The following is a 19620-nucleotide window of genomic DNA, read 5'->3' as shown; positions in this document are numbered from 1 at the left end:
GTGTCGGATGAAAGTCGGTTTCGGTCAGGAAGGCGCCGCACGGTTCGGAACATCGAACACGGTCAGTTCGCGGTCCTCGGTGGGATGGCGCAGGCGAAACACGTCGACGCCGAAAATCTCGCGGATCAGTTGTTGCGTCAGCGCTTCGCGCGGCGCCGCCAGCGCATGGAGCCGAGCTTCGTTCATCACCGCTACCCTTGTGGCGAACGGCGCCACCAGGGGCAGATCGTGCAGCACCGCGATCACCGTCATGCCGAAGCCAGCCACGAGTTCGAGCAGTTCCGCGCGGGCGCGGGGGTCGAGATGGTTGGTCGGTTCGTCGAGGAACAATACTTTAGGTTCCTGGGCGATGGCGCGCGCAAGCTGGGCGCGTTGGCGTTCCCCGCCCGACAGCGAGCCAATGGTGCGGCCAAGCAGGGGCAGCAAACCGGTCCGGCGCAGCGCGTCCACGACAATGTCGCGTTCCTCGCTCCTGTGTTTCAAGCCGGCATGCGGGACGCGGCCAAGCTCGACATAGTCGATCACCGCCAGCCGCGGATCCGGCTGGTCGGTCTGGCCGACGACGGCTATGTGAAGGGCCCGCTCGGCCGGCGAAATCCTGTCGAGGCGGCGCCCGCCGAGTTTCACCTCTCCGGAACTTGGCTTGAGCATGCCGGACAACATGCGCAGCAACGTGGTCTTGCCGGCGCCGTTGGGGCCGATAATGGCGAGGCGATCGCCGATGGCCATGGACAGGCTGACCGCGTGGACCAGATTCCGCCCATTCGCCACCGCGCCGAGATCGCGCGCCTCGAGAAGCGGCACCGTCATCGGCTGTCTCCTGCTGGCTCGCCCGCTACCGGGATGCGGGCCAGCGTCTTGCCGGCCAGTCGCGGCGGACGTTGTCCGGCATTGCACCAGCCGTCGGGGAGCGAGGCGTAGAGCCTGGCAAACCGCACGAGATCGCCGGCGTCGGCCTCGGCATCGATGGAGCCGAAGAGATAGGCGGCCTTGCCCGGGGCCTGGAACGCCACCGCCAGCGGCCGCGCACAGCCTGCCATGCACGCCACCCCCTCGACCGTGAAACCCTGCGCCACCGCGAGTTCGGCGTGGGTCGACAACCGCGAGCGCAAATCGGTGCACAAAGCTTCGCCCGACCTGGTCCCTGTCGGGATGTCGCGGCAAAGCGTGCACACGATGATACGGTGAATGCGATCTATGGCGGCGCCCAACTTTCCGTCTTTCTCGATTGGCGACGGAAGGATGTTGGCGGTCGGTCGTCAGACCGACGTCCAGGTCTCCTCCCGGCACACCCCGTCCGGTCAACTCCGTGATGGCAGGTCTCCTGGCTCGCGGGTCTCGGCGCAATCCTGCCTTCCCAGCCTCGCCGGCCAGTGGCATTTCGGATCTCGCTCACCGCTTACAGTTGCGGGGGCAGCCACGGCCTCGATCCCAGGCGGATCTCACCGTGTTCCCTTTTCACCCCTCGCCTTTCGACTCGGGGACCATCACCATTCCACCCTAGTTTTCCCCGGATTGCATCGCAACGGATTTCTCAGTCGCCACGATCGGAGCCGAAGCCGCGCGCGACGCATCTTTATGTAATAACATAACGCAATAACGCATGAGGCGCGGCGCTGTCAAGCGAGGGGCTGTCAGCCATCTGTCGAGCGAATTGCGCGGAGTGCGCAATTTCGATCAAATTGGCCAAGCGCGGAAAGCCGGATGATTTCAGGTCGAATCGACCTGAAATCTGAATCCGCTTCTAATTAAAGAGATAGGGCATGACGTCGTGTGAAAACCGCTTCACACTTTTCGGCATCATGCTCTGGCGGAAGATCACAAATCAAGATTCCAGTTCTGACCAACCAGATCCTTGCCGAAGGAATGGTGAGGTTCTTCCTCGATCAATTTGAAGCCGGCGGCCTGGTAGATATGCCGGGCAGCGGCGAGAATGTCGTTTGTCCACAAGGTCAGCGTCTTGTATCCCCTGGCGCGGGCAAAGCCGATGACTTCCTCCACCAGTCGCTTGCCGATGCCGAGGCCACGCGCCGAAGGCTCGACATAGAGCAAACGCAGCTTCGCCACCTGATCCGACTTGCGTACGACGAAGACCGAGCCGACGACCTCGCCTTCCCGCTCGGCGATCCAGCTGCGCTCCCATTTCGGATCGTAGGATTTCACGAACGCCACGAGGATTTCGGCGACCAGCGCCTCATAGGTTTCGTCCCAGCCATAGTCCTGGGCATAGAGCAGCCCTTGCCGGTGGGTGATCCAGCCGATGTCGCCGATCTGCAGCGGCCTCAACAGATAGGGGATCGTTGGCTCGGCATTTTCGGCGAGTAGACGCTGCACCGTCTGCATGGATTTGACCAGCCGGTCTTGTTCCGATGCCGGCAGCCGATCGAGCAGGGCCCGGACCTGATCGTGCGATTCCTTGTTCAGCGGTGCGAAGGCATTCCTGCCCGCCTGCGTCAACGCAATCGACGATTGCCTCGCGTCCGAAACCAGCGTCGCTCTGGAGATGAGGTGAAGGCGTTCGAACTTTTTCAGCAAACGGCTGACATAGCCGGCATCGAGGCCGAGATCGCGTCCAAGGTCGGTCGCGGTCAGGCCATCGCGATGCGCCAACTCGTAGAGCACACGCGCCTCGGTCAGGGAGAAGGCGCTTTTCAGCAGCCCTTCGTCGAGCAGCCCGATCTGGCGGGTGTAGAAGCGGTTGAATGCCCGCACGACATCGATCCGCTCATTGGGCGCATCATTGCCGGGCTGATGGTGAACCGTCATGGACATCTCCTGTCTTTACAGGATCAATCATTTACTTGACTGAGTCAACTATCTTGAGCATCCGACGTGTTCACATCATCGGCAACACCGGCCAACGATCCGCAAATCCTGCCGCCGGATAGCACCGCGATCGGCCCGAACTGCTGCAGCACGGCCGCGCTCTGCGTCGGCCGCAGGAACACGCAATCGCCTGGCCTGATGGCCGTATCGGCAGGCAAGCCCATGAATTGCTGCAACCGATGTCAACAGGCGGGAGCGGCGTGAGGGCGATCCTGGCCGGTCGCTGGTCTATCTCGCCCGACGAATAAGGCCTTCAAAGCCGTCGGCCAGATCGGAGGCGCCGGCCGTGAACATCTTAACGAGGTTCTAGGGACGGCCGGGAGTTTTGTTGGCATCAAGGAGGATGGCCCTGCCCTCATGCAGAACAAAATCGAATTTTCCGTAGTCAAAGCCGAGTTCACGTCGCCGCGGCGGAACGTTGCCCGCTTCTGGTCCTCGGTTCGGCCAAGCTTCGGTGAGTTCACCATCATGATGGAAAGAGGCACTCGGCGCGCCTTGACTCTGGCAGGCCAGCAGCCTATCTCATCGCCACGTTAGCACTCGCCATTGGTGAGTGCTAACTACAGGTCCGGCGCCGCCGGACTTTGTTGTTGTCCGGCTTCGCCGGATGGAGGAACTGTTTCTCACCGTTCTCATCGAGGAAGAAAAAATGGCAAAGTCGAAGTTCCGCCCGCTTCATGACCGCGTGGTCGTTCGCCGGGTCGAATCCGAATCCAAGACCGCCGGCGGGATCATCATCCCGGATACGGCGAAGGAAAAGCCGCAGGAAGGCGAGATCATCGCCGTCGGCTCCGGCGCCCGCGACGAAAGCGGCAAGCTCGTTCCGCTGGACGTCAAGGCTGGCGATCGCATCCTGTTCGGCAAGTGGTCGGGCACGGAAGTCAAGCTCAATGGCGAAGACCTTCTGATCATGAAGGAATCCGACATCATGGGTATCATCGGCTGATTATCGGCCTTTCCGTCAACTGAATCTTGAATCTTCGGGCTCGCTGCGAGCCCCTGCCAGGAGTTAAACATGGCTGCCAAAGACGTAAAATTCTCCCGTGACGCCCGCGAGCGCATGCTGCGCGGTGTCAACATCCTCGCCGACGCGGTGAAGGTCACGCTTGGCCCCAAGGGCCGCAACGTCGTCATCGACAAGTCGTTCGGCGCCCCGCGCATCACCAAGGACGGCGTCACCGTCGCCAAGGAAATCGAGCTTGAGGACAAGTTCGAGAACATGGGCGCGCAGATGGTCCGCGAAGTTGCTTCGAAGACCAACGACATCGCCGGCGACGGCACCACGACCGCGACCGTTCTGGCTCAGTCGATCGTCCAGGAAGGCCACAAGGCGGTTGCCGCCGGCATGAACCCGATGGATCTGAAGCGCGGCATCGATCTCGCCGTGGCCGACGTGGTCGGCACGCTGATCAAGAACGCCAAGAAGATCAAGACCTCGGAAGAGGTTGCCCAGGTCGGCACCATCGCCGGCAATGGCGACTCCTCGGTCGGCTCGATGATCGCGGAAGCGATGCAGAAGGTCGGCAACGAGGGCGTCATCACGGTCGAGGAAGCCAAGACCGCCGATACCGAACTGGAAGTCGTCGAAGGCATGCAGTTCGACCGCGGCTATCTCTCGCCTTACTTCGTCACCAACGCCGACAAGATGGTCGCCGATCTGGAAGACGCCTACATCCTGCTGCATGAGAAGAAGCTCTCCAACCTGCAGGCCATGCTGCCGGTGCTCGAGGCTGTCGTGCAGACCTCCAAGCCGCTGCTCATCATCTCGGAAGACGTCGAAGGCGAGGCTCTGGCCACGCTGGTCGTCAACAAGCTGCGTGGCGGCCTGAAGATCGCCGCCGTCAAGGCGCCGGGCTTCGGCGACCGCCGCAAGGCCATGCTGGAAGACATCGCCATCCTGACCGGTGGCCAGGTCATCTCGGAAGACCTCGGCATCAAGCTCGAGAATGTCGGCCTCAACATGCTCGGCCGCGCCAAGAAGGTGTCGATCTCCAAGGAGAACACCACCATCGTCGACGGCGCCGGCAAGAAGCCGGAGATCCAGGGCCGCGTCGCGCAGATCAAGCAGCAGATCGAGGAGACCACCTCGGACTACGACAAGGAGAAGCTGCAGGAACGCCTGGCCAAGCTCGCCGGCGGCGTTGCGGTGATCCGCGTCGGCGGTGCGACCGAAGTGGAAGTCAAGGAAAAGAAGGACCGCGTCGATGATGCCCTCAACGCGACCCGCGCGGCCGTCGAAGAAGGCATCGTTCCCGGCGGCGGCGTCGCGCTGCTGCGCGCCTCGCTCAACATCAAGGCGACCGGCGCCAACTCCGACCAGACCGCCGGCATCAACATCGTGCGTCGCGCGCTGCAGGCTCCGGCCCGCCAGATCGCGGCCAACGCCGGTGCGGAAGCCTCGATCGTCGCCGGCAAGATCCTTGAGAACAAGGGCGCGACCTTCGGCTACAACGCCCAGACCGGAGAGTATGGCGACATGATCGCCATGGGTATCGTCGACCCGGTCAAGGTCGTGCGCACGGCCCTCCAGGACGCGGCCTCGGTCGCCGGCCTGCTGGTCACCACCGAAGCCATGATCGCCGAGGCTCCGAAGAAGGAGTCGGCTGGCGGTATGCCGGGCGGCATGCCTGGCGGCGGCATGGGCGGCATGGGCGGCATGGACTTCTAAGAAGTCCATAAGTACGCCCATCAACTCACTTTGCTCAAGCCCGCAAGCGGGCTTGAGTGGCGGCATGGACTTCTAGTCCAGCCAATCAGCTATTTTGCAAAGGGCGGCAGCGATGCCGCCCTTTTTCTTTGGAACCAGCAGTTGCCGGCAGCCGATCAAATGAAGAGGCAGCGTCACACGGCAGCGTCGGCGCGTTGGGCGACTTTACCTGCAAGCACCGCCTGCTCGATTAGCGCGGCCACCTCATCGGCTACCGTAATGACCGGCGTGCGGTCGCGAGTGGCGCGGGCAATCACCATCAGGCCTTCCAGCGACGACTCGACCAGCAGCGCCAGCACCTGCGCGCGGCGCTCGGCCACCCCTGCCCGCAGGAACGCCTCCCGCAGCAGCCCAATCCACTGCTCGAAAGCGGAGCGGCAGATTTCCGCCAGGTCCGGCACGTCGTTGGGCGCGTCGAGCACGATCGGCGCGATCGGACAGCCGAGCGAAAACTCATTCTCCTCCAGCATGCGGGCCACAGACTGGTAGATGTGGTGGACGGCAACCGCCGGATCTTTTTCCGCCGCCAAGGCCGCGCCCAGCCGCTCGGTCACCTCGGCCACACTGGCCCGCGTCACCTCGATGACCAGTTGATCCTTCCCGCCCGGGAAATGGAAGTAGAGCGAGCCGCGCGGCGCGGCACTGGCACTCAAAATGTCGTTCAGCGAGGTCCCGTGATAGCCACGCCGCCGCAAAAGCAGGGCCGTCGCCTCGATCATCCGGGTGCGTGTGTCCGTCGCCATGTCAATCTCTGTCAGGAGAGCGCATTATTATAGGCCTTGCCCCGAATATGACAATCGGTCTACATAATAGGTAGATCGGTCTACATATTCCGGAGACGGCTTTACATGAAGCTACAGGCGTCGTCCTGCTGAGCACCGGCTCGGCCGGCGTCCCCGCCATCACGCTCAGGGCTGACCTCGCCCAGCCCCCAACGACTGAATGGAAGGAGCAGATCAAATGACTACTGAAAACATCATCGACACTGCCGCTGCCTCGCGCTCCAATGCAACGGCGGAAATCATGCGGCGCTTCAACGACGTCTTCCAGCGTCATGACCCATCGGCGCTGAGCGAGCTGGTCGACGAACGCTGTGTGATCGAGAACACCACGCCGGCGCCGGACGGCGCCCGCCGCGACGGCAAGGCCGCCTGCGTCGAGCTGTGGTCGGCGATCGCCACCGGACCCAGCACACGCTTCGACCTCGAGGAGACGTTCGTGGCCGGCGACCGCGCGACGATCCGCTGGCGCTACTGGATGGCCGACGGCAACTCGCTGCGCGGCGTCAACCTGATGCGTGTGGCAAACGGCCGGATCGTCGAGGCGATGGGCTACGTGAAGGGATAGCGCCCCGCGCAATTCCCGGGAAAGCCCATGGCGGTTTTCCGTCCGGAGTTGCGCAAGAGCCAGTGCAGGAGCGGATCTGTGAAGCTGAACCGCTTCGCGTATGGCGCTAGCGGTCCGCCAGCGCCAGCTTGGCGCCGAGCATCACAAAGGCGCCAGCGAAGGTGCGACGCATCCAGGTCAGCACCATCGGTCGCGAGACGACATGGCTGCGGATCGAAGCGGCAAAGATGCCGTAGCCGACAAAAACCACGAAAGTCAGAAGCATGAAGACAAAACTGAGTTCCAGCATCTTCGACAGCGCATTGGGCTCGGTGGTGCTGACGAATTGCGGCAGGAAGGCAAAGAAGAAGATCGACAGTTTCGGGTTGAGCACGTTGACGAGGATGCCGGTGGCAATCACCTTGCCGGTCGAACGCGGCGCGACATTCTCGTCGACGCTGAGGCCACCCTTCTCCTTTAGCGTGTTCCAGGCCATGTAGAGCAGATAGGCGACGCCGAGATATTTCAGCGTCTCGAAGGCGATCGCGCTGGTGTGCAGCAGCGCCGCCAGACCGGTGATGGCGGCGGCCATGTGCGGGATGATGCCGAGCGTGCAGCCAAAGGCGGCGATGACCGAGGCCCGCGCGCCGCGCGAAAGCCCGGCGCTCAGCGTGTAGAGAACACCGGTACCGGGCGAAGCCACGACGATCAGCGACGTCAACAGGAATTCGATGCTCACGATTTGACCCTCCGCAGCCCTGCCCCAATACAGCCTAGCCAGCAAGGAGGAACAGCACAAGCCGCCACGGCTACGACGACGTCGTCGGCAATCCGTGCGCCCGGCGCGCCATCAGGCAGTCGTCGTCGCCGGGCATGCAGGCGCGACAGACATCCGGGCGGACGTCGTAAATGCCGCAAGCCGTCGTCGCCTTGCCGACCTCGCCGGTCAGGGCCGAGCAGCGCACGCCCTCGCAACGCATGCCGGATTCGTTGGTCGCGACATATTTTGCCGGGATACGGTCGAGCTGCGCGTCATCCTCGGTGGAAAAGCGCGGCCATTCGGCCGAGTAGGAACAGCAAGCGCCACAGCTCTGGCAGTCGAAGGCGGGCGCCGCAAGGCCGCGCGGCGCAAGCACGACAAGGCTGCGATCGGCGTCCTGCGGCAAGGCGTTATTTTTTCCTGCCCGCCTTGCGCGGTGGCGTCTCGACCGGTGACTTGAACAGGTCGGTCGCTGCCTCAACGGGCGCGGCCTTCGGCGCCGCGGCCGGCTTCGCCGGCTTTGCAACGGCCGACGCTGCCGGCTGGTCCTTGGCGGAGAATTTTATGGCCATGTCAGTCCTCGTTGCCGGAGCGCGATGGCGCGCGCGGATTGCGCAAGCGGCCGATCAGCGCCGAAACCGCCGTGATGTTCATTTCCTCCGGCGACCAGATCGCCGTTGCCTCGATGTGATGCGGCCCAAGTTCGCGATGCGTGCTGCCGCTGTAAGCGGCGTCCTGATAGGTGACCAACTGCCGTGTCTTGGGATCTTCGCGGACATATTCGATCAGGTAGTTCGGGCACTCGGCACGGCCACGCACGCCAATCCGCACCTGCGCATCGCCATGGGCCCGCTTGCAGCGCTCGAGCTTTTCCAGCACACGCCGGACATATTCGACCGGCTTGTCCAGCCCTTCGACCATATCGGCGATGGTCGCATTGGCAGCGATCGGCGTTGGCGGCACGCGTTTGGTGGCCATCAGCGTGCGTCCGTGTGGTTCGGCAAGGCTGGCTTGCGCGGTTTGTGCAAAGTGGCGGTCAAAATCTTCTCCTGTCCGGAGCGCCGAAAATGGCGAGGCCGGTCTTTCGGCCATGGCTGCGTACAAAGCAATACGGCGTCTGGTTCAAATTTGTCGGGTGCTGCCTCGCCGCCATGGCTGCCCACAAATACGCATAGCACACCCTGACGGCCAGCGCCTGGAATTCGATCGCCCTGCACGGGAAAGATGATGCCCGCCCTGCTACGCCGCAACGCTCTGGCCACTTGCCACAGCCGCGTGTGAAGAAAAACTTGTGTTCGTAGGGAACCGATGTTCCGATCGGGCGTTTTGGATGTGCCGTCAGCAATTCATGAGAGCAATCGAAGAAGGTTGACGGCAAAAGGACGCCTCCCGCGCAATAAAACGCACGAGGGGCGTTCTTGTATGGCGCGCGTGGCCTACATCACGGCGGTCATCATCGGCAGGATTTCATAGCGAAAACCCAACCCAGAACGAACCGCCGGATCCGCCTCGGTCAGTTCCCGCACGGCGGCCTCATCATCGGCGCGCACGATGCCGAGTCCCCAGGGGCCGACAGGATCGGCGACCGGTCCGAACAGGATGACACCGCCCTCGCCCAGCTTGCCGCGCAGATAATCCGAATGCTGTTTCATCAGCGCCTTTTCCGCATCGGTCAGGGTGAAGGCAAAGTCGGGCCGTGGCGGGATCAGCCGGCAGTGGAACACGCCCTGCGGTTTGCCGCCGGCCCTATCCGTGAGGAAGGCGGCCAGCCAACCCAGCACGCGTTCCCAGCCGAGGCCGTGATCGCGGCAAGCACCCTCGCGAGTGCCGAACCCCTCATGACGCAGAATCAGCCGCGTTCCGGTGTCGATCGCTTCGAGCATGTAGGTCACGGTGGTGACGTTGTCGCCGTCCCACGGGGCCTTCCATGTCAGGACCAGAAGGTGCGGCGGCTCGACCTTGAGATATTCGCCCTGCCATCGGCGCCCTTGCCTTCCGATCGCCACGTGCCGCCCGACCGCACGTCTGCCGTATGTCTCGTTGTCCGGTAGAGCTCGTCCGATCCCCACCAGAGCGGAATCTGATCATCCGCCGTCAGGGCGTGAAACACCCGCTCGGGAGGCGCGGCTATCGTCACGGTGGCGAGAATTGTGCCCGCCGACACATCGGCGATGGCGCGAGGTCCGTCGTGGCTGGCCATCATTCATTCTCCAGATAAGACTTCAGATTGCCAAGGCTTGCCTGCCAGAAATCGCGATAGGGCAAGATCCAATCGGCCACGTCCTTCAGTTCAGCCGGTTCCAACCGGTAGAGCCGCTCGCGGCCGTGCTTCTGCTCGGAGACGACGCGCAGCTCGCGCAGAACCCTCAGATGCTTGGAAATCGCCGGCCGGCTCTGCGAAAAGGCCGAGGCGAGTTCGTTGACCGGCGCCGACCCATGCCGCAACCGGTCGAGAATGGCACGGCGCGTCGGGTCGGCAATGGCGCGAAAGACGGAACGGTCAGGATCAGTCTGCGGCATAATGCGTATCCATTTGGTTACGTATTATGCCGATTGGAGACTTCCGTCAACCTTGCTCCAAAAGACTGCTCAGCGCTCCTGGTCGGTCGGCCTGATGACGATCTCGTTGACGTTGACGCGTGCCGGTTGAGTGACCGCATAGAGGATGGCGGCGGCGACATCCTCGGCGGTCAGCGCCTCCATCGTGGCGAGGCGCTGGTCCAGTCCCGCCTTCGAGGCGGCGTTGGTGATGTGGTCGCCGAGTTCGGTGCGCACCAGTCCGGGCTCGATGACGGTAACGCGGACCTTGTCGGCGTAGACCTCACGCCGCAACGATTCCGAAAAACCGACGACGCCGAATTTGGTCGCCGCATAGCCGCTGGCGCCGGGATTGGCGACGCGGCCGGCGACCGACGAGATATTGACGATATGACCTTTGGCAGCCCGGAGATGCGGGAGCGCTGCCTTGGTCACGCTCATCAGGGCCAGCAGGTTGAGTTCCACCATCTGGCGCCAGTCCTCGAGCGTCGCCTCCGCGGCCGGCGAGAGCAGCATCACCCCTGCATTGTTGACGAGGATATCGAGCCGGCCCCATTCGGCCACCACCTTTCCGACCATAGCAGTGATGTCATCGTTGCGGGTGACATCAGCCTCGATGCGCAACGCCGCTCCGCCGGCCTTCTCGATGCGCGCGGCCAGCGCTTCGAGCCGATCGGCACGGCGGGCGGCGACCGCCACCTTTGCCCCAGCGGCGGCCAGCGCCGTGGCTGTTGCCTCACCAATACCCGATGAGGCGCCGGTGACGAGAGCGACCTTGTCGGCGAGCATGGAAGAAACGGTCATTGCAACATCTCCAAAAAGCCCCTGCCCAACGCTCCTAGATAGGCTGGCCCGATCCTTCTGGAAGGCCGCTTCCCGCTATTCGTCAGGCCCGGGCTCGGGCCAAGGTTCCCTCGCCGCCTCCGCGTACCATTGCCGCATCGCCGGCGTCGCGAGCACGGCATCGACATAGGCCCTGGTGTCAGGCGCCAGCATGCCGCCATAAGTGTCGAAGCGTGTGACAACGGGCGCGTACATGGCGTCGGCCGCGGTGAATTGGCCGAACAGGAAGGGACCACCCTTGCCATATTTCTCGCGGCACTCGCGCCATAGCGCCTCGATGCGCGCTCGCTGCGTTTCGCCTTCGGCGTCGAGCGGCTTGTGCGCTTTCAGCCGCCGCAAATTCATCGGCCAGCCATAGCGGACCTCGCGAAAACCGGAATGCATCTCGGTCGCCGCCGAGCGCGCCATAGCGCGAGCGCCAATATCGGCAGGCCAGAGGTTCTTGTCCGGAAAAACGTCGGCAAGATATTCAAGGATGGCAAGGGTTTCCCAGACGACCCTGCCTTTGTGATTCAGCACCGGCACCTGACCGGTCGGCGACACTTTGGCGAGGTTGGCGGCAGTTTCGGGCGTGCGCAGCCGCACAAAACCTTCCTCGAACGGGATCTCCAGATGCTTCATCGCTAGCCATGGCCGAAGCGACCATGAGGAGAAGCACTTGTTGCCGATGTAGAGCGTGAAGTTCGCCATTTCTCTCCCCATGCGCACGACCGTCCAGGAAACCTTTGGCGCGTGCGTCTCGGCAACCTAGCCGGTCAGCCTTGCCGCCGGAAGCGGCTGCTCGCACTCATTTGCTTGCGGGACAATGCTTGGAACTTAACAGACACTGGCCCGTTTGTTCCGCGCGGACGAATTCCTCCGAATTCGCACTTCCAGGAGATGCGGAAAATGGTGAACAAGGATCAGGTCGCGGGCATGTCCAAGCAGATCAAGGGCTCGGTCAAACAGGCTGCCGGCAAGGCGACCGGCAACAGGCGGACCCAAGCCGAGGGCATGGCGGACAAGGCCGCGGGCAAGGTGCAGAAGACCTATGGCGACTTGAAGGACAAGGTTAGGAAGGTCCTCTGACCCCCAGCCAGACCTGGTTCTGTCCATCAGGAAAGGCGGCTGCCAAAGCCGCGTTTTTCATGTGCTCCAACCCTTGCTGAAAGCATTGGTGAAGGCGACCTCGCCATGATCATCGCGCGCCTCACCCAACACCAGGTCCATGCCGTCGCTGGTCACCCTGGCCAGCGCGAAGCCGCCCATAAAGGCAGCCTTCGGCTTGAACAGGTCGAGCCCGTCACGGCGGTAGACCAGCGACGTTTCGTGCTGGTGGCCATGGAAGATTCCAACGATATTGTACCCCTTCAGCATCGCTATCAGCGCCTGCCTGTCGGCATCGCCCCACCAGTGCGGCGCACCGGCGCCCTCATCGTCGTAGGTCCGCTTGGCAGGATCCCAGCGCTCTGTCGAAAAAGTATCCCAGCCATTGTGCTGGAACAGGATGACGGGGCGGCCATCGGCCGCGTAGGTCGCCAGATCCTGCTTGAGCCATGGCAGGCTGCTGTCAGCACCGTGGCCGGTATCGCCGGCGAAACGATGCGTCTGGACGAGATGCAGACCGCCCCAATACCATGAATAGCAGTCGGTCTCGACATCATAGCTCGTGGCCGGGACAGGCGGCTTGAAAAACACCCCGGCGCGGTGGTTGACCTCGACATAGTCGCGCATTTCGCACCGATACCAATCGACATGGTTCGGCGGGCCGTTCTGGTCGAGATCATGGTTGCCGAGCCCGACATAGACCGGCATGCGGACGCGGTCCGGGCCGACGCCTTGCTGGTAGCGCTGGCTGAACTGGAGAAGTTGCGTGCCCTCGCTCGGCTGGGTGATCTGGCCACCGCCATCGTCGGTCATGTCGCCGCCGACGACGAGGCCGATCGGCATGCCGATCCGGTTGCCTGCCGAACGCAAGCCGGTGGCGACACCGTTGATCTCGGCCGGCCAATCCTTGTCGGCGATGGCGTTCAGTGCCGCGACATTGCGCAGCATTGCGGCGTCGGTCTTGCCTTCCTGCAGGCAGTTGGGGCTCAAGCCGTTCGCCATGCGGCAGGCATGGACATCGGCGATGAACAGGAACGTGGCGTCGATGGGCTGGATGCGCTGCCCGGTCTGGCTGAATGCCGGACGTGAAACCGCCACGGCAAAACCCGCGGCCTGCGCCAGAAAGCTGCGTCGTGAAAACAATGTTGGCCGCAGGTGATTTATCATCGGCAGAATTTCAGCACAAACGGCGTCTGTCCGTCCAGTTTCACCACGGCCTTGGCCATCGACATCGCGATGAACATCTGCCCCTTCCACCGGCACTTGTTTCTATTTGAAAGAAACGGGGAATGCTATGAAAAGCGCGTCCGGTCGGCATGGGCTTTATTCGCCGGATCTGCAGGCCGCCATGCTGTGGTGATCCAACCGCCTCAGACGGTGCCATTTCGCCGCACCACTCTACGCCGCCGCCTTGCCCCCAACTCGCCTTGGGATAATGCAGTTTGGGCGCTCCATTCCAGGGCCGTCAGACAGTCGCGCAGCACGGCGGCGTCCTGCGTCGCCTTGGCCATCGACATGGCGCCGGAATAGGTGGCCACGGCAAGTGCCGCAAAACGCGCGGGATCGGTGCCTTGCTCCCTGCCCTCCTGCTGGTCGGCCCTGATCTTGTCGGCGAGCGCCTGACGCCACGCGGCAAAGATGTCGGCAAAGGCCGCGCGGAAATCGGGATCGGCGAGCGACAGTTCATGCGCGAGATTGTTGAGCGGACAGCCGCGCACGAAACCCTGCCGCTCCAGTTCCGCCGCCACGGTCTCGAACACAGCCCGCACGCCATCGCGGGCCGAAGCCGCCGCCTGCATCGGCGCGATCCAGGTCTTCTCGACCGCCGCCGCGACGCGCTCATCGATCACCGCCAGCGCCAGTGCCTTCTTGGTCGGGAAATGATGATGCAGGGCGCCGCCGCTGACACCCGCCGCCGTCATCAGGTCGCCCAGGCTGGAAGCGTGATAGCCGCGCGCCTGAAATGATTCCTCGGCCACGTCGAGCACCTTCCTGCGCATGCCCTCGGGGTCGTTGACGCGTTTTCGGCGCCCGGGTGCTGTTCGACTGGTCGTCTCTGCTGACATTGGCCAACAATAGCATGTTGACAAAACAGGACAACCGGTCTGTTTATAAACAGGACGATCAATCTGTTTAGGAGCTTCCCGATGAACCTGCCTCTGAACATCACGCCGGAGACGGCGCTCGCCTCGCCTGTCGTCGAGTTGCGGCAATACACATTAAAGCCCGGGCAGCGTGAAACGCTGATTGCCCTTTTCGACCGGCAGTTCGTCGAGAGCCAGGAGGCGAGCGGGATGACTGTCATCGGCCAATTCCGCGATCTGGACCGGCCGGACATGTTCGTCTGGCTGCGCGGTTTCGACAGCATGGACGCACGCAAGGATGCGCTGACCGCGTTCTACGGCGGACCGATCTGGGCGGCGCACCGTGATGCAGCCAATGCGACAATGATCGATTCCGACGATGTGCTGCTACTGAAGCCGGCTTGGGCGGGCGCCGGCCTTGACCTTTCGGGCGCGGAGCGGGCCGGCTCGTCCTTTGGCGAAAAACCCCTCCGAAACAAGCGCCTGGCCGGCCTTGTTGTCATCTGGATTCATCATTTGCGACCGGGGGCCGAGGCCGGTTTCATCGGCCGCTTCGAAGCCGAAGCGGCGCCGGTACTGACAGCATCGGGAGCATCTTTGCTCGCAGCCTTTGTTACCGAACATGCCGAGAACAGCTTTCCGCGGCTTCCGGTAAGGACTAACGAAAGCGTGTTTGTCAGCATCTTGGGTTTTGAAACCGCGGAAGCGCAAGCTCGCCACGAAACCGTGCTTGCGACCTCACCGGGCTGGGAAGCGTTCCTCGGCAAGGCCGAGCCGGATTTGACCAAGCCGACGGAAATCTTGCGACTCTCGCCGACATCGAGATCGCTGCTTGGCAAGTGAGCCTTGGCAAGCAGACCATCGCGAACAGCCGTCGGCCACGGCAAATTGGTTTGGCCATCGACATTTCGCCTGCTACGGCTTGACGATGAACTCGGTCCACATCCCCGCTGCGAAGTGACCAGGGATATTGCAGACGAGCACGTATCTGCCAGCCTTCAAGTCCACCGTAAGAACGCCCGAAGCACCCGGATCGAGTTCTGAAACCTCTCCCTTGTCACCGGCCTTGTCCTCATCGACCCGGTTCTCGGCGGTGAGGTAAGGCAACGGTTTGCCGGGATCAGCCGGATTCATCACGATCATCTCATGGACGGTGTGGCCCAAATACCCATGGTGGCCTTCGACATGTCGAGATTTGGCGGCCCATGGGCCAAATCTGTAGGCATCGCCATATTCGCTACCTGTCCCACAACAGAACCTGGACAACGCTGGCGGCCTGCGCGGCGCCGGCTGTCACAATCACTACGGCAAACGAAAGCGCTGCATTTCTCACCACTCTCTTCACGGTGACGCTCCTTCCCGCAGGCCGGTGCGGTCCGGCCGCCAATCGCCCGTTTGCAGGCCTATTGGAACCAATGAATGGCCCAAACGGTGGTGCATAGGTTGCGCCGCCAGACGCCCTTGTCCTTGCGTTGGATCAATCCGCCCATACCTGGCTCAAACCTATTGTCCGCCTGCTGGACTTGCCTCGCATAGGAATGCCAAGCGACATCGCGCGGTATCACCACGCCGATCCAAGCGCTTGGCACCACTCGCCGGCCCTGCGCCGCGCCATCAGTCAGGCCAGCCGGTCGTGCGCTTGCGCCGCTGAAGACCGGACTTCAGATTGCCGCCAGCCGCCGCGTGATCCTGAAGGAGCTTCGCCCAGGCCGCCACGGCTGCCGCGCGCGTCAAGCGGGTCTGCGCGAAATGCCGCGCTTCCGCGGCGATTTCGGCTTCCAACTTCGGATTGGCGCGCAGCCATTCGATGCGCTCAGCCAGATCAGACAGATCGCGCGCCACCGGAACATAGTGGCGAAACGGCTCGATATCGTCGAAGAACCACTCTCGCCATGGCCTGTCCTGCAACAGCACCACCCGCTTGGTGTGGAGCAGCATTTTGAAGCGGCCGCTATAACCGGCGCCTTCGACGTCGATCATGTATCTGTAGGTGGCGACCTGGTCTTCCATCGTCCTGAAGCTGGTGGAATACCGATTGATGGCGACATCGTAATTCTGCTCGGTGTCATACGCCTCGATGAGGTCCGGGCGGGCCGACGCGATCTCGACAATCCTTTTTGCGGGCACCGTTCATGCAGCGCCCAGCCCAGAACAACCTGTCATCGCGCGGCGGCTCTTCCGACGCAGCCGCCATCGCGCTCGTCTTCCGGTCATAGTCGTCGAACTTCGCGTCCGGCCAGCCATCGAAAACGAAATCGGGCGCGGCCACCTCGCCATAGCCATCAGCCTAGGAGAAGGCGAAACGCGTGCGGAAATAGCGATGCCTTCTGCGCGACGGCGTATCGCCGAGAAGCATATAGAACGGTGGCAGGCTGCGGAGGCCAAGGGATGCCAATGCCTCGGCAATGAGGGTCAAGACCTGCACGTGCCTCTTAAGCCAGGCGGCGCGGGAGCGCACCCTGAGCTTGCCGCCCTCGAAACGGCAGTGGATCTCGCCGCGATTGAGCCCAGGCAGAAAACGCCTGCCGACCTCGGCGACATCGACAGCGATGGGAAGCGCATTCAGTCCCGTCTTGAGTGGTGCCATCTTGAAGACGCTCTCGCAGCGACCGATTTAGATCCGAAGGCTTGGTCCGACGTGACCGTGTACGGCTCGTTCGTTAAGGCGGCTAACCCGTTGACGAGGCGGATGCAAGGGGACCAGCGACCGGCGAAGTTCATACCGTGGGATAGCCTAGCGCCTAACCACGGTTCGGCTGCCTGCGAAGCGTATTACCGGAGCACCTTCTTCAACCGATTTGCATCCTCGCCGCACACAATCTCTGCTTGAAGCCATTTGTGCAACGCGATACGCCGTTGCCGACTTCGAGAAGGAGAAACCTTGTGAGCACGTCAAAGACCAGAACCGAAACCGATACGTTCGGGCCTATTGAAGTCGCCGCCGACCGTTATTGGGGTGCGCAGGCGCAGCGTTCCCTAAGCAATTTCAAGATTGGTTGGGAAAAGCAGCCGGCTTCGATCGTGCGCGCGCTCGGCATCGTCAAGCGGGCCGCGGCGGAAGCCAACATGGACCTGAAGCGGCTCGATCCCGCGATCGGCAAGGTGATCGTCGAGGCCGCGCAAGAGGTCATCGACGGCAAGCTCAACGACCATTTCCCGCTGGTGGTCTGGCAGACCGGCTCAGGCACGCAGTCCAACATGAACGCCAATGAGGTGATTTCCAACCGGGCGATCGAAATGCTGGGCGGCGTCATGGGCTCGAAGAAGCCGGTGCATCCCAACGATCACGTCAATATGAGCCAGTCGTCGAACGACACCTATCCGACGGCCATGCACATTGCCTGTGCCGAGCAGATCGTGCATCACCTGATTCCCGCGTTGCACCACCTGCACAAGGCGCTCGCCGCCAGGAGCCGAGACTTCAATCACATCATCAAGATCGGCCGCACGCACACGCAGGATGCCACCCCACTCACCCTCGGCCAGGAGTTTTCCGGCTATGCGGCGCAAATCGCCTCCTCGATCAAGCGCATCGAGATGACGTTGCCCGGCCTGCAGGAACTGGCGCAGGGCGGCACCGCCGTCGGCACCGGCCTCAACGCGCCGGTCGGCTTCGCCGAAAGGGTTGCGGACCGGATCGCCGCCATCACCGGCATCGCCTTCGTCACCGCGCCGAACAAGTTCGAGGCGCTGGCGGCCCACGATTCCATGGTGTTCTCGCACGGCGCCATCAATGCGACTGCCGCAGCACTCTTCAAGATCGCCAACGACATCCGCTTCCTCGGTTCGGGCCCGCGCTCGGGCCTTGGCGAGCTGTCGCTGCCGGAGAACGAGCCCGGCTCCTCGATCATGCCGGGCAAGGTCAATCCGACGCAGTGCGAGGCGATGACGCAGGTCTGCGTGCAGGTGTTCGGCAACAATGCAGCGCTGACCTTCGCCGGCAGCCAGGGCCATTTCGAGCTCAATGTCTACAACCCGCTGATGGCCTACAACTTCCTGCAGTCGGTGCAGTTGCTCGCCGACGCTTCGGTTTCCTTCACCGACAACTGCGTGATCGGCATCGAGGCGCGGGAAGACAACATCAAGGCGGCGCTCGACCGCTCGCTGATGCTGGTGACGGCGCTGGCGCCCACCATCGGCTACGACAACGCCGCAAAGATCGCCAAGACCGCGCACAAGAACGGCACCACGCTGCGCGAGGAAGCGCTGGCCACCGGCCTGGTCAGCGAAGCCGATTATGACCGGCTGGTGCGACCGGAGGACATGACGCATCCGGGATAAGGTATTTTTCGGCGGGAGAATTTTACCCCGTCGTCGCACAGCCCGGCACGAATTTTGCGCGCCTTGCCCGGCCACGAGAACGTACAACCTGTGAACAATGTGTCGCCACACAGGCGTCTTTGGTGAACAGTTGGCATGGTCTATTTGATTGGCATTCAACCCATTCGGAGAGCCACCATGTCCACCAACACTTCTGTCGCCGGCACCGGCACCGCATCCAACGCCTCGGGCGCGATCCTCGCAGGCCGCGTCCTTCTCTCAATCCTGTTCATCCTTTCGGGCTTCGCCAAGCTGACCGCGATTTCCGCCACCGCGCAATGGTTCGGCGGTATCGGCCTGCCGCTGCCGATGGTCGCCGCGATCGGTTCGGGCCTGCTGGAATTCTTCGGCGGCCTCGCCATTCTGGTCGGCTTTCAGACCCGCATTGTGGCGATCGTGCTCGCCATCTTCACGCTCGCCGCCACCGCCATCGCGCATCTCAACTTCTCGGACCAGATCCAGATGCTGATGCTGGAGAAGAATCTCGGCCTCACCGGCGGCTTCATCCTGCTTGCGGCGCTGGGCGCCGGCGCCTACTCGATCGACGCCAAGCGCGGCTGAAATTCCATCCTCCCAACGATCTGAATTCAGGCGGCGCGGAATTTTCCGCGCCGCTTTTTCGTTGTCCAAAACAAGCGCCGCGGTGGTTTCGGCCGCAGTCCCGCAGGCGTAAGGTGGACGGTAGCCGGTGTGGCCCTGACCGGGGCGCCGGCAAGGGAGTAGCCATGAACCGCAATGCATTGCTCCTGGTTTCGCGGCTGCTGTTTGCCGTGCTGTTCGTGCCGTCCGGCTTCCAGGCACTCAGCAGCATCGCCGGCACAATCAATTATTTCGCCGGCCTCGGCCTGCCGCTGCCAACGCTCGCCGCCTGGGGCACGGGCCTGTTCGAGTTGATCGCCGGATTGCTGATCCTCATCGGGTTCCAGACCCGTATCGTGGCACTGCTGCTGGCGGCCTTCTGCGTCGCGGCCGGGTTCATCGGCCATTACGGCCAAGGCGCCGGCGATGCGACGCTCGCCTTCCTGCACCAGCAGATGCTGATGAAGGACATTGCTATTGCGGGCGGTTTCCTGGCGCTGGCCATGGCCGGTGCGGGAGCATGGTCGGCTGACGGACGCGGGTCCGTCTGA

General features: G+C 62.8%; 26 protein-coding genes, 1 pseudogene and 1 riboswitch. Of the genes and pseudogenes, 8 read left to right on the top strand and 19 right to left on the bottom strand.

What is annotated here, in order from left to right; translation table 11 throughout:
* Positions 1-24 precede the first annotated feature (24 nt).
* The 4 genes from FJ548_RS14595 to FJ548_RS14580 all read right to left on the bottom strand — a co-directional run bounded on the left by FJ548_RS14595 (position 25) and on the right by FJ548_RS14580 (position 2990).
* Entirely contained in the window at positions 25-810 is a 786-nt protein-coding gene (locus tag FJ548_RS14595) for an ABC transporter ATP-binding protein (RefSeq protein WP_140778201.1), read from the bottom strand.
* Positions 807-1211 (bottom strand): DUF1636 family protein, encoded by a 405-nt coding sequence (locus tag FJ548_RS14590; RefSeq protein ID WP_210242671.1) that lies wholly within the window; start codon positions 1209-1211, stop codon positions 807-809. The genes FJ548_RS14595 and FJ548_RS14590 overlap by 4 nt, the downstream gene beginning before the upstream one ends.
* An 85-nt stretch (positions 1212-1296) precedes the next feature.
* Positions 1297-1504, bottom strand: a riboswitch (cobalamin riboswitch).
* Between the two features lie 314 nt (positions 1505-1818).
* Positions 1819-2766: a helix-turn-helix domain-containing GNAT family N-acetyltransferase gene (locus FJ548_RS14585; protein ID WP_140611302.1), complete on the bottom strand. Its 948-nt coding sequence runs from the start codon at positions 2764-2766 to the stop codon at positions 1819-1821.
* 44 nt (positions 2767-2810) lie between these two features.
* On the bottom strand, positions 2811-2990 hold the full coding sequence (locus FJ548_RS14580; RefSeq protein ID WP_246678671.1) for a hypothetical protein: 180 nt from the start codon (positions 2988-2990) through the stop codon (positions 2811-2813).
* Between the two features lie 485 nt (positions 2991-3475).
* Between FJ548_RS14580 and groES the strand changes: the two genes are divergently transcribed.
* Both groES and groL read left to right on the top strand, forming a co-directional pair.
* The gene (gene groES, locus FJ548_RS14570; RefSeq protein ID WP_010915433.1) at positions 3476-3772 is read left to right on the top strand and encodes a co-chaperone GroES; all 297 of its coding nucleotides are present in this window, start codon (positions 3476-3478) and stop codon (positions 3770-3772) included.
* A gap of 69 nt (positions 3773-3841) precedes the next feature.
* Positions 3842-5494 carry a chaperonin GroEL gene (groL, locus tag FJ548_RS14565; RefSeq protein WP_140611304.1) on the top strand — a complete coding sequence of 551 codons (1653 nt, stop codon included), beginning with the start codon at positions 3842-3844 and terminating at the stop codon, positions 5492-5494.
* A gap of 173 nt (positions 5495-5667) precedes the next feature.
* Here groL and FJ548_RS14560 read toward each other — a convergent pair whose 3' ends face one another.
* A complete protein-coding gene (locus FJ548_RS14560; RefSeq protein WP_140611306.1) occupies positions 5668-6276 on the bottom strand; it encodes a TetR/AcrR family transcriptional regulator in 609 nt (202 codons plus the stop codon).
* 217 nt (positions 6277-6493) lie between these two features.
* Here FJ548_RS14560 and FJ548_RS14555 point away from each other — a divergent pair, with 217 nt between their 5' ends.
* Positions 6494-6880, top strand: coding sequence for a nuclear transport factor 2 family protein (locus tag FJ548_RS14555; protein WP_140778199.1), 387 nt, complete (start codon positions 6494-6496; stop codon positions 6878-6880).
* Positions 6881-6986: 106 nt separating this feature from the next.
* On the opposite strand, the gene FJ548_RS14550 is transcribed toward FJ548_RS14555, so the two are convergent.
* The 9 genes and pseudogenes from FJ548_RS14550 to FJ548_RS14515 all read right to left on the bottom strand — a co-directional run bounded on the left by FJ548_RS14550 (position 6987) and on the right by FJ548_RS14515 (position 11690).
* Positions 6987-7598, bottom strand: a complete 612-nt coding sequence (locus FJ548_RS14550) for a LysE family translocator (RefSeq protein ID WP_140778198.1) — start codon at positions 7596-7598, stop codon at positions 6987-6989.
* Between the two features lie 70 nt (positions 7599-7668).
* Positions 7669-7995 (bottom strand): YkgJ family cysteine cluster protein, encoded by a 327-nt coding sequence (locus FJ548_RS14545; RefSeq protein WP_246678674.1) that lies wholly within the window; start codon positions 7993-7995, stop codon positions 7669-7671.
* Positions 7996-8029: 34 nt separating this feature from the next.
* Positions 8030-8191, bottom strand: a complete 162-nt coding sequence (locus tag FJ548_RS29850) for a hypothetical protein (RefSeq protein ID WP_181165684.1) — start codon at positions 8189-8191, stop codon at positions 8030-8032.
* Between the two features lies 1 nt (position 8192).
* A complete protein-coding gene (locus FJ548_RS14540) occupies positions 8193-8597 on the bottom strand; it encodes a hypothetical protein (protein ID WP_140611313.1) in 405 nt (134 codons plus the stop codon).
* Positions 8598-9055: 458 nt separating this feature from the next.
* Positions 9056-9343 carry a YciI family protein gene (locus FJ548_RS30440; protein ID WP_246678673.1) on the bottom strand — a complete coding sequence of 96 codons (288 nt, stop codon included), beginning with the start codon at positions 9341-9343 and terminating at the stop codon, positions 9056-9058.
* Positions 9344-9433: 90 nt separating this feature from the next.
* Positions 9434-9819, bottom strand: a pseudogene (locus tag FJ548_RS30435) (SRPBCC domain-containing protein); the annotation flags it as partial.
* Complete coding sequence (locus tag FJ548_RS14525) at positions 9819-10139, bottom strand: metalloregulator ArsR/SmtB family transcription factor (RefSeq protein ID WP_140696179.1); 321 nt, start codon at positions 10137-10139, stop codon at positions 9819-9821. The pseudogene FJ548_RS30435 and the gene FJ548_RS14525, both read right to left, overlap by 1 nt.
* Before the next feature lie 69 nt (positions 10140-10208).
* Entirely contained in the window at positions 10209-10961 is a 753-nt protein-coding gene (locus FJ548_RS14520) for an SDR family NAD(P)-dependent oxidoreductase (protein ID WP_140696182.1), read from the bottom strand.
* Between the two features lie 75 nt (positions 10962-11036).
* On the bottom strand, positions 11037-11690 hold the full coding sequence (locus tag FJ548_RS14515; protein WP_140696185.1) for a glutathione S-transferase family protein: 654 nt from the start codon (positions 11688-11690) through the stop codon (positions 11037-11039).
* Between the two features lie 189 nt (positions 11691-11879).
* Between FJ548_RS14515 and FJ548_RS14510 the strand changes: the two genes are divergently transcribed.
* Positions 11880-12068, top strand: a complete 189-nt coding sequence (locus FJ548_RS14510) for a CsbD family protein (protein ID WP_181168797.1) — start codon at positions 11880-11882, stop codon at positions 12066-12068.
* Between the two features lie 57 nt (positions 12069-12125).
* On the opposite strand, the gene FJ548_RS14505 is transcribed toward FJ548_RS14510, so the two are convergent.
* Positions 12126-13253 carry a metallophosphoesterase gene (locus tag FJ548_RS14505; protein ID WP_140696191.1) on the bottom strand — a complete coding sequence of 376 codons (1128 nt, stop codon included), beginning with the start codon at positions 13251-13253 and terminating at the stop codon, positions 12126-12128.
* Between the two features lie 203 nt (positions 13254-13456).
* Entirely contained in the window at positions 13457-14086 is a 630-nt protein-coding gene (locus FJ548_RS14500) for a TetR/AcrR family transcriptional regulator (protein WP_181168795.1), read from the bottom strand.
* Positions 14087-14233: 147 nt separating this feature from the next.
* On the opposite strand from FJ548_RS14500, the gene FJ548_RS14495 reads away from it, so the two are divergent.
* Positions 14234-15013, top strand: a complete 780-nt coding sequence (locus tag FJ548_RS14495) for an NIPSNAP family protein (RefSeq protein WP_140778194.1) — start codon at positions 14234-14236, stop codon at positions 15011-15013.
* A 72-nt stretch (positions 15014-15085) separates the two neighbouring features.
* Here FJ548_RS14495 and FJ548_RS30430 read toward each other — a convergent pair whose 3' ends face one another.
* The 3 genes from FJ548_RS30430 to FJ548_RS14480 form a co-directional block, all read right to left on the bottom strand.
* Positions 15086-15334: a sulfocyanin-like copper-binding protein gene (locus FJ548_RS30430; protein ID WP_246673406.1), complete on the bottom strand. Its 249-nt coding sequence runs from the start codon at positions 15332-15334 to the stop codon at positions 15086-15088.
* A gap of 450 nt (positions 15335-15784) precedes the next feature.
* Positions 15785-16297 (bottom strand): glycosyl transferase family 90, encoded by a 513-nt coding sequence (locus tag FJ548_RS14485; RefSeq protein WP_140696197.1) that lies wholly within the window; start codon positions 16295-16297, stop codon positions 15785-15787.
* A gap of 160 nt (positions 16298-16457) precedes the next feature.
* Positions 16458-16757 carry a hypothetical protein gene (locus FJ548_RS14480; protein WP_140696199.1) on the bottom strand — a complete coding sequence of 100 codons (300 nt, stop codon included), beginning with the start codon at positions 16755-16757 and terminating at the stop codon, positions 16458-16460.
* A gap of 296 nt (positions 16758-17053) precedes the next feature.
* Here FJ548_RS14480 and fumC point away from each other — a divergent pair, with 296 nt between their 5' ends.
* The 3 genes from fumC to FJ548_RS14465 all read left to right on the top strand — a co-directional run bounded on the left by fumC (position 17054) and on the right by FJ548_RS14465 (position 19620).
* Positions 17054-18451, top strand: coding sequence for a class II fumarate hydratase (fumC, locus tag FJ548_RS14475; protein WP_140778193.1), 1398 nt, complete (start codon positions 17054-17056; stop codon positions 18449-18451).
* A 177-nt stretch (positions 18452-18628) separates the two neighbouring features.
* A complete protein-coding gene (locus FJ548_RS14470) occupies positions 18629-19051 on the top strand; it encodes a DoxX family protein (RefSeq protein ID WP_140696205.1) in 423 nt (140 codons plus the stop codon).
* A gap of 164 nt (positions 19052-19215) precedes the next feature.
* Positions 19216-19620 carry a DoxX family protein gene (locus FJ548_RS14465; RefSeq protein WP_140611331.1) on the top strand — a complete coding sequence of 135 codons (405 nt, stop codon included), beginning with the start codon at positions 19216-19218 and terminating at the stop codon, positions 19618-19620.

Origin of the sequence: Mesorhizobium sp. B2-4-17 (assembly GCF_006441275.1) — a bacterium.
GTDB lineage: Bacteria > Pseudomonadota > Alphaproteobacteria > Rhizobiales > Rhizobiaceae > Mesorhizobium.
This window is presented reverse-complemented; position numbering and strand designations above follow the sequence as displayed.

Excerpts from the sequence above, each read along its gene's own strand:
- FJ548_RS14595 (WP_140778201.1), bottom strand. The coding sequence starts at position 810 with ATGACGGTGCCGCTTCTCGAGGCGCGCGATCTCGGCGCGGTGGCGAAT.
- FJ548_RS14585 (WP_140611302.1), bottom strand. The coding sequence starts at position 2,766 with ATGACGGTTCACCATCAGCCCGGCAATGATGCGCCCAATGAGCGGATC.
- FJ548_RS14580 (WP_246678671.1), bottom strand. The coding sequence starts at position 2,990 with ATGGGCTTGCCTGCCGATACGGCCATCAGGCCAGGCGATTGCGTGTTC.
- groES (WP_010915433.1), top strand. The coding sequence starts at position 3,476 with ATGGCAAAGTCGAAGTTCCGCCCGCTTCATGACCGCGTGGTCGTTCGC.
- groL (WP_140611304.1), top strand. The coding sequence starts at position 3,842 with ATGGCTGCCAAAGACGTAAAATTCTCCCGTGACGCCCGCGAGCGCATG.
- FJ548_RS14560 (WP_140611306.1), bottom strand. The coding sequence starts at position 6,276 with ATGGCGACGGACACACGCACCCGGATGATCGAGGCGACGGCCCTGCTT.
- FJ548_RS14555 (WP_140778199.1), top strand. The coding sequence starts at position 6,494 with ATGACTACTGAAAACATCATCGACACTGCCGCTGCCTCGCGCTCCAAT.
- FJ548_RS29850 (WP_181165684.1), bottom strand. The coding sequence starts at position 8,191 with ATGGCCATAAAATTCTCCGCCAAGGACCAGCCGGCAGCGTCGGCCGTT.
- FJ548_RS14540 (WP_140611313.1), bottom strand. The coding sequence starts at position 8,597 with ATGGCCACCAAACGCGTGCCGCCAACGCCGATCGCTGCCAATGCGACC.
- FJ548_RS14525 (WP_140696179.1), bottom strand. The coding sequence starts at position 10,139 with ATGCCGCAGACTGATCCTGACCGTTCCGTCTTTCGCGCCATTGCCGAC.
- FJ548_RS14520 (WP_140696182.1), bottom strand. The coding sequence starts at position 10,961 with ATGACCGTTTCTTCCATGCTCGCCGACAAGGTCGCTCTCGTCACCGGC.
- FJ548_RS14515 (WP_140696185.1), bottom strand. The coding sequence starts at position 11,690 with ATGGCGAACTTCACGCTCTACATCGGCAACAAGTGCTTCTCCTCATGG.
- FJ548_RS14510 (WP_181168797.1), top strand. The coding sequence starts at position 11,880 with ATGCGGAAAATGGTGAACAAGGATCAGGTCGCGGGCATGTCCAAGCAG.
- FJ548_RS14505 (WP_140696191.1), bottom strand. The coding sequence starts at position 13,253 with ATGATAAATCACCTGCGGCCAACATTGTTTTCACGACGCAGCTTTCTG.
- FJ548_RS14500 (WP_181168795.1), bottom strand. The coding sequence starts at position 14,086 with ATGCGCAGGAAGGTGCTCGACGTGGCCGAGGAATCATTTCAGGCGCGC.
- FJ548_RS14495 (WP_140778194.1), top strand. The coding sequence starts at position 14,234 with ATGAACCTGCCTCTGAACATCACGCCGGAGACGGCGCTCGCCTCGCCT.
- FJ548_RS14480 (WP_140696199.1), bottom strand. The coding sequence starts at position 16,757 with ATGGCACCACTCAAGACGGGACTGAATGCGCTTCCCATCGCTGTCGAT.
- FJ548_RS14470 (WP_140696205.1), top strand. The coding sequence starts at position 18,629 with ATGTCCACCAACACTTCTGTCGCCGGCACCGGCACCGCATCCAACGCC.
- FJ548_RS14465 (WP_140611331.1), top strand. The coding sequence starts at position 19,216 with ATGAACCGCAATGCATTGCTCCTGGTTTCGCGGCTGCTGTTTGCCGTG.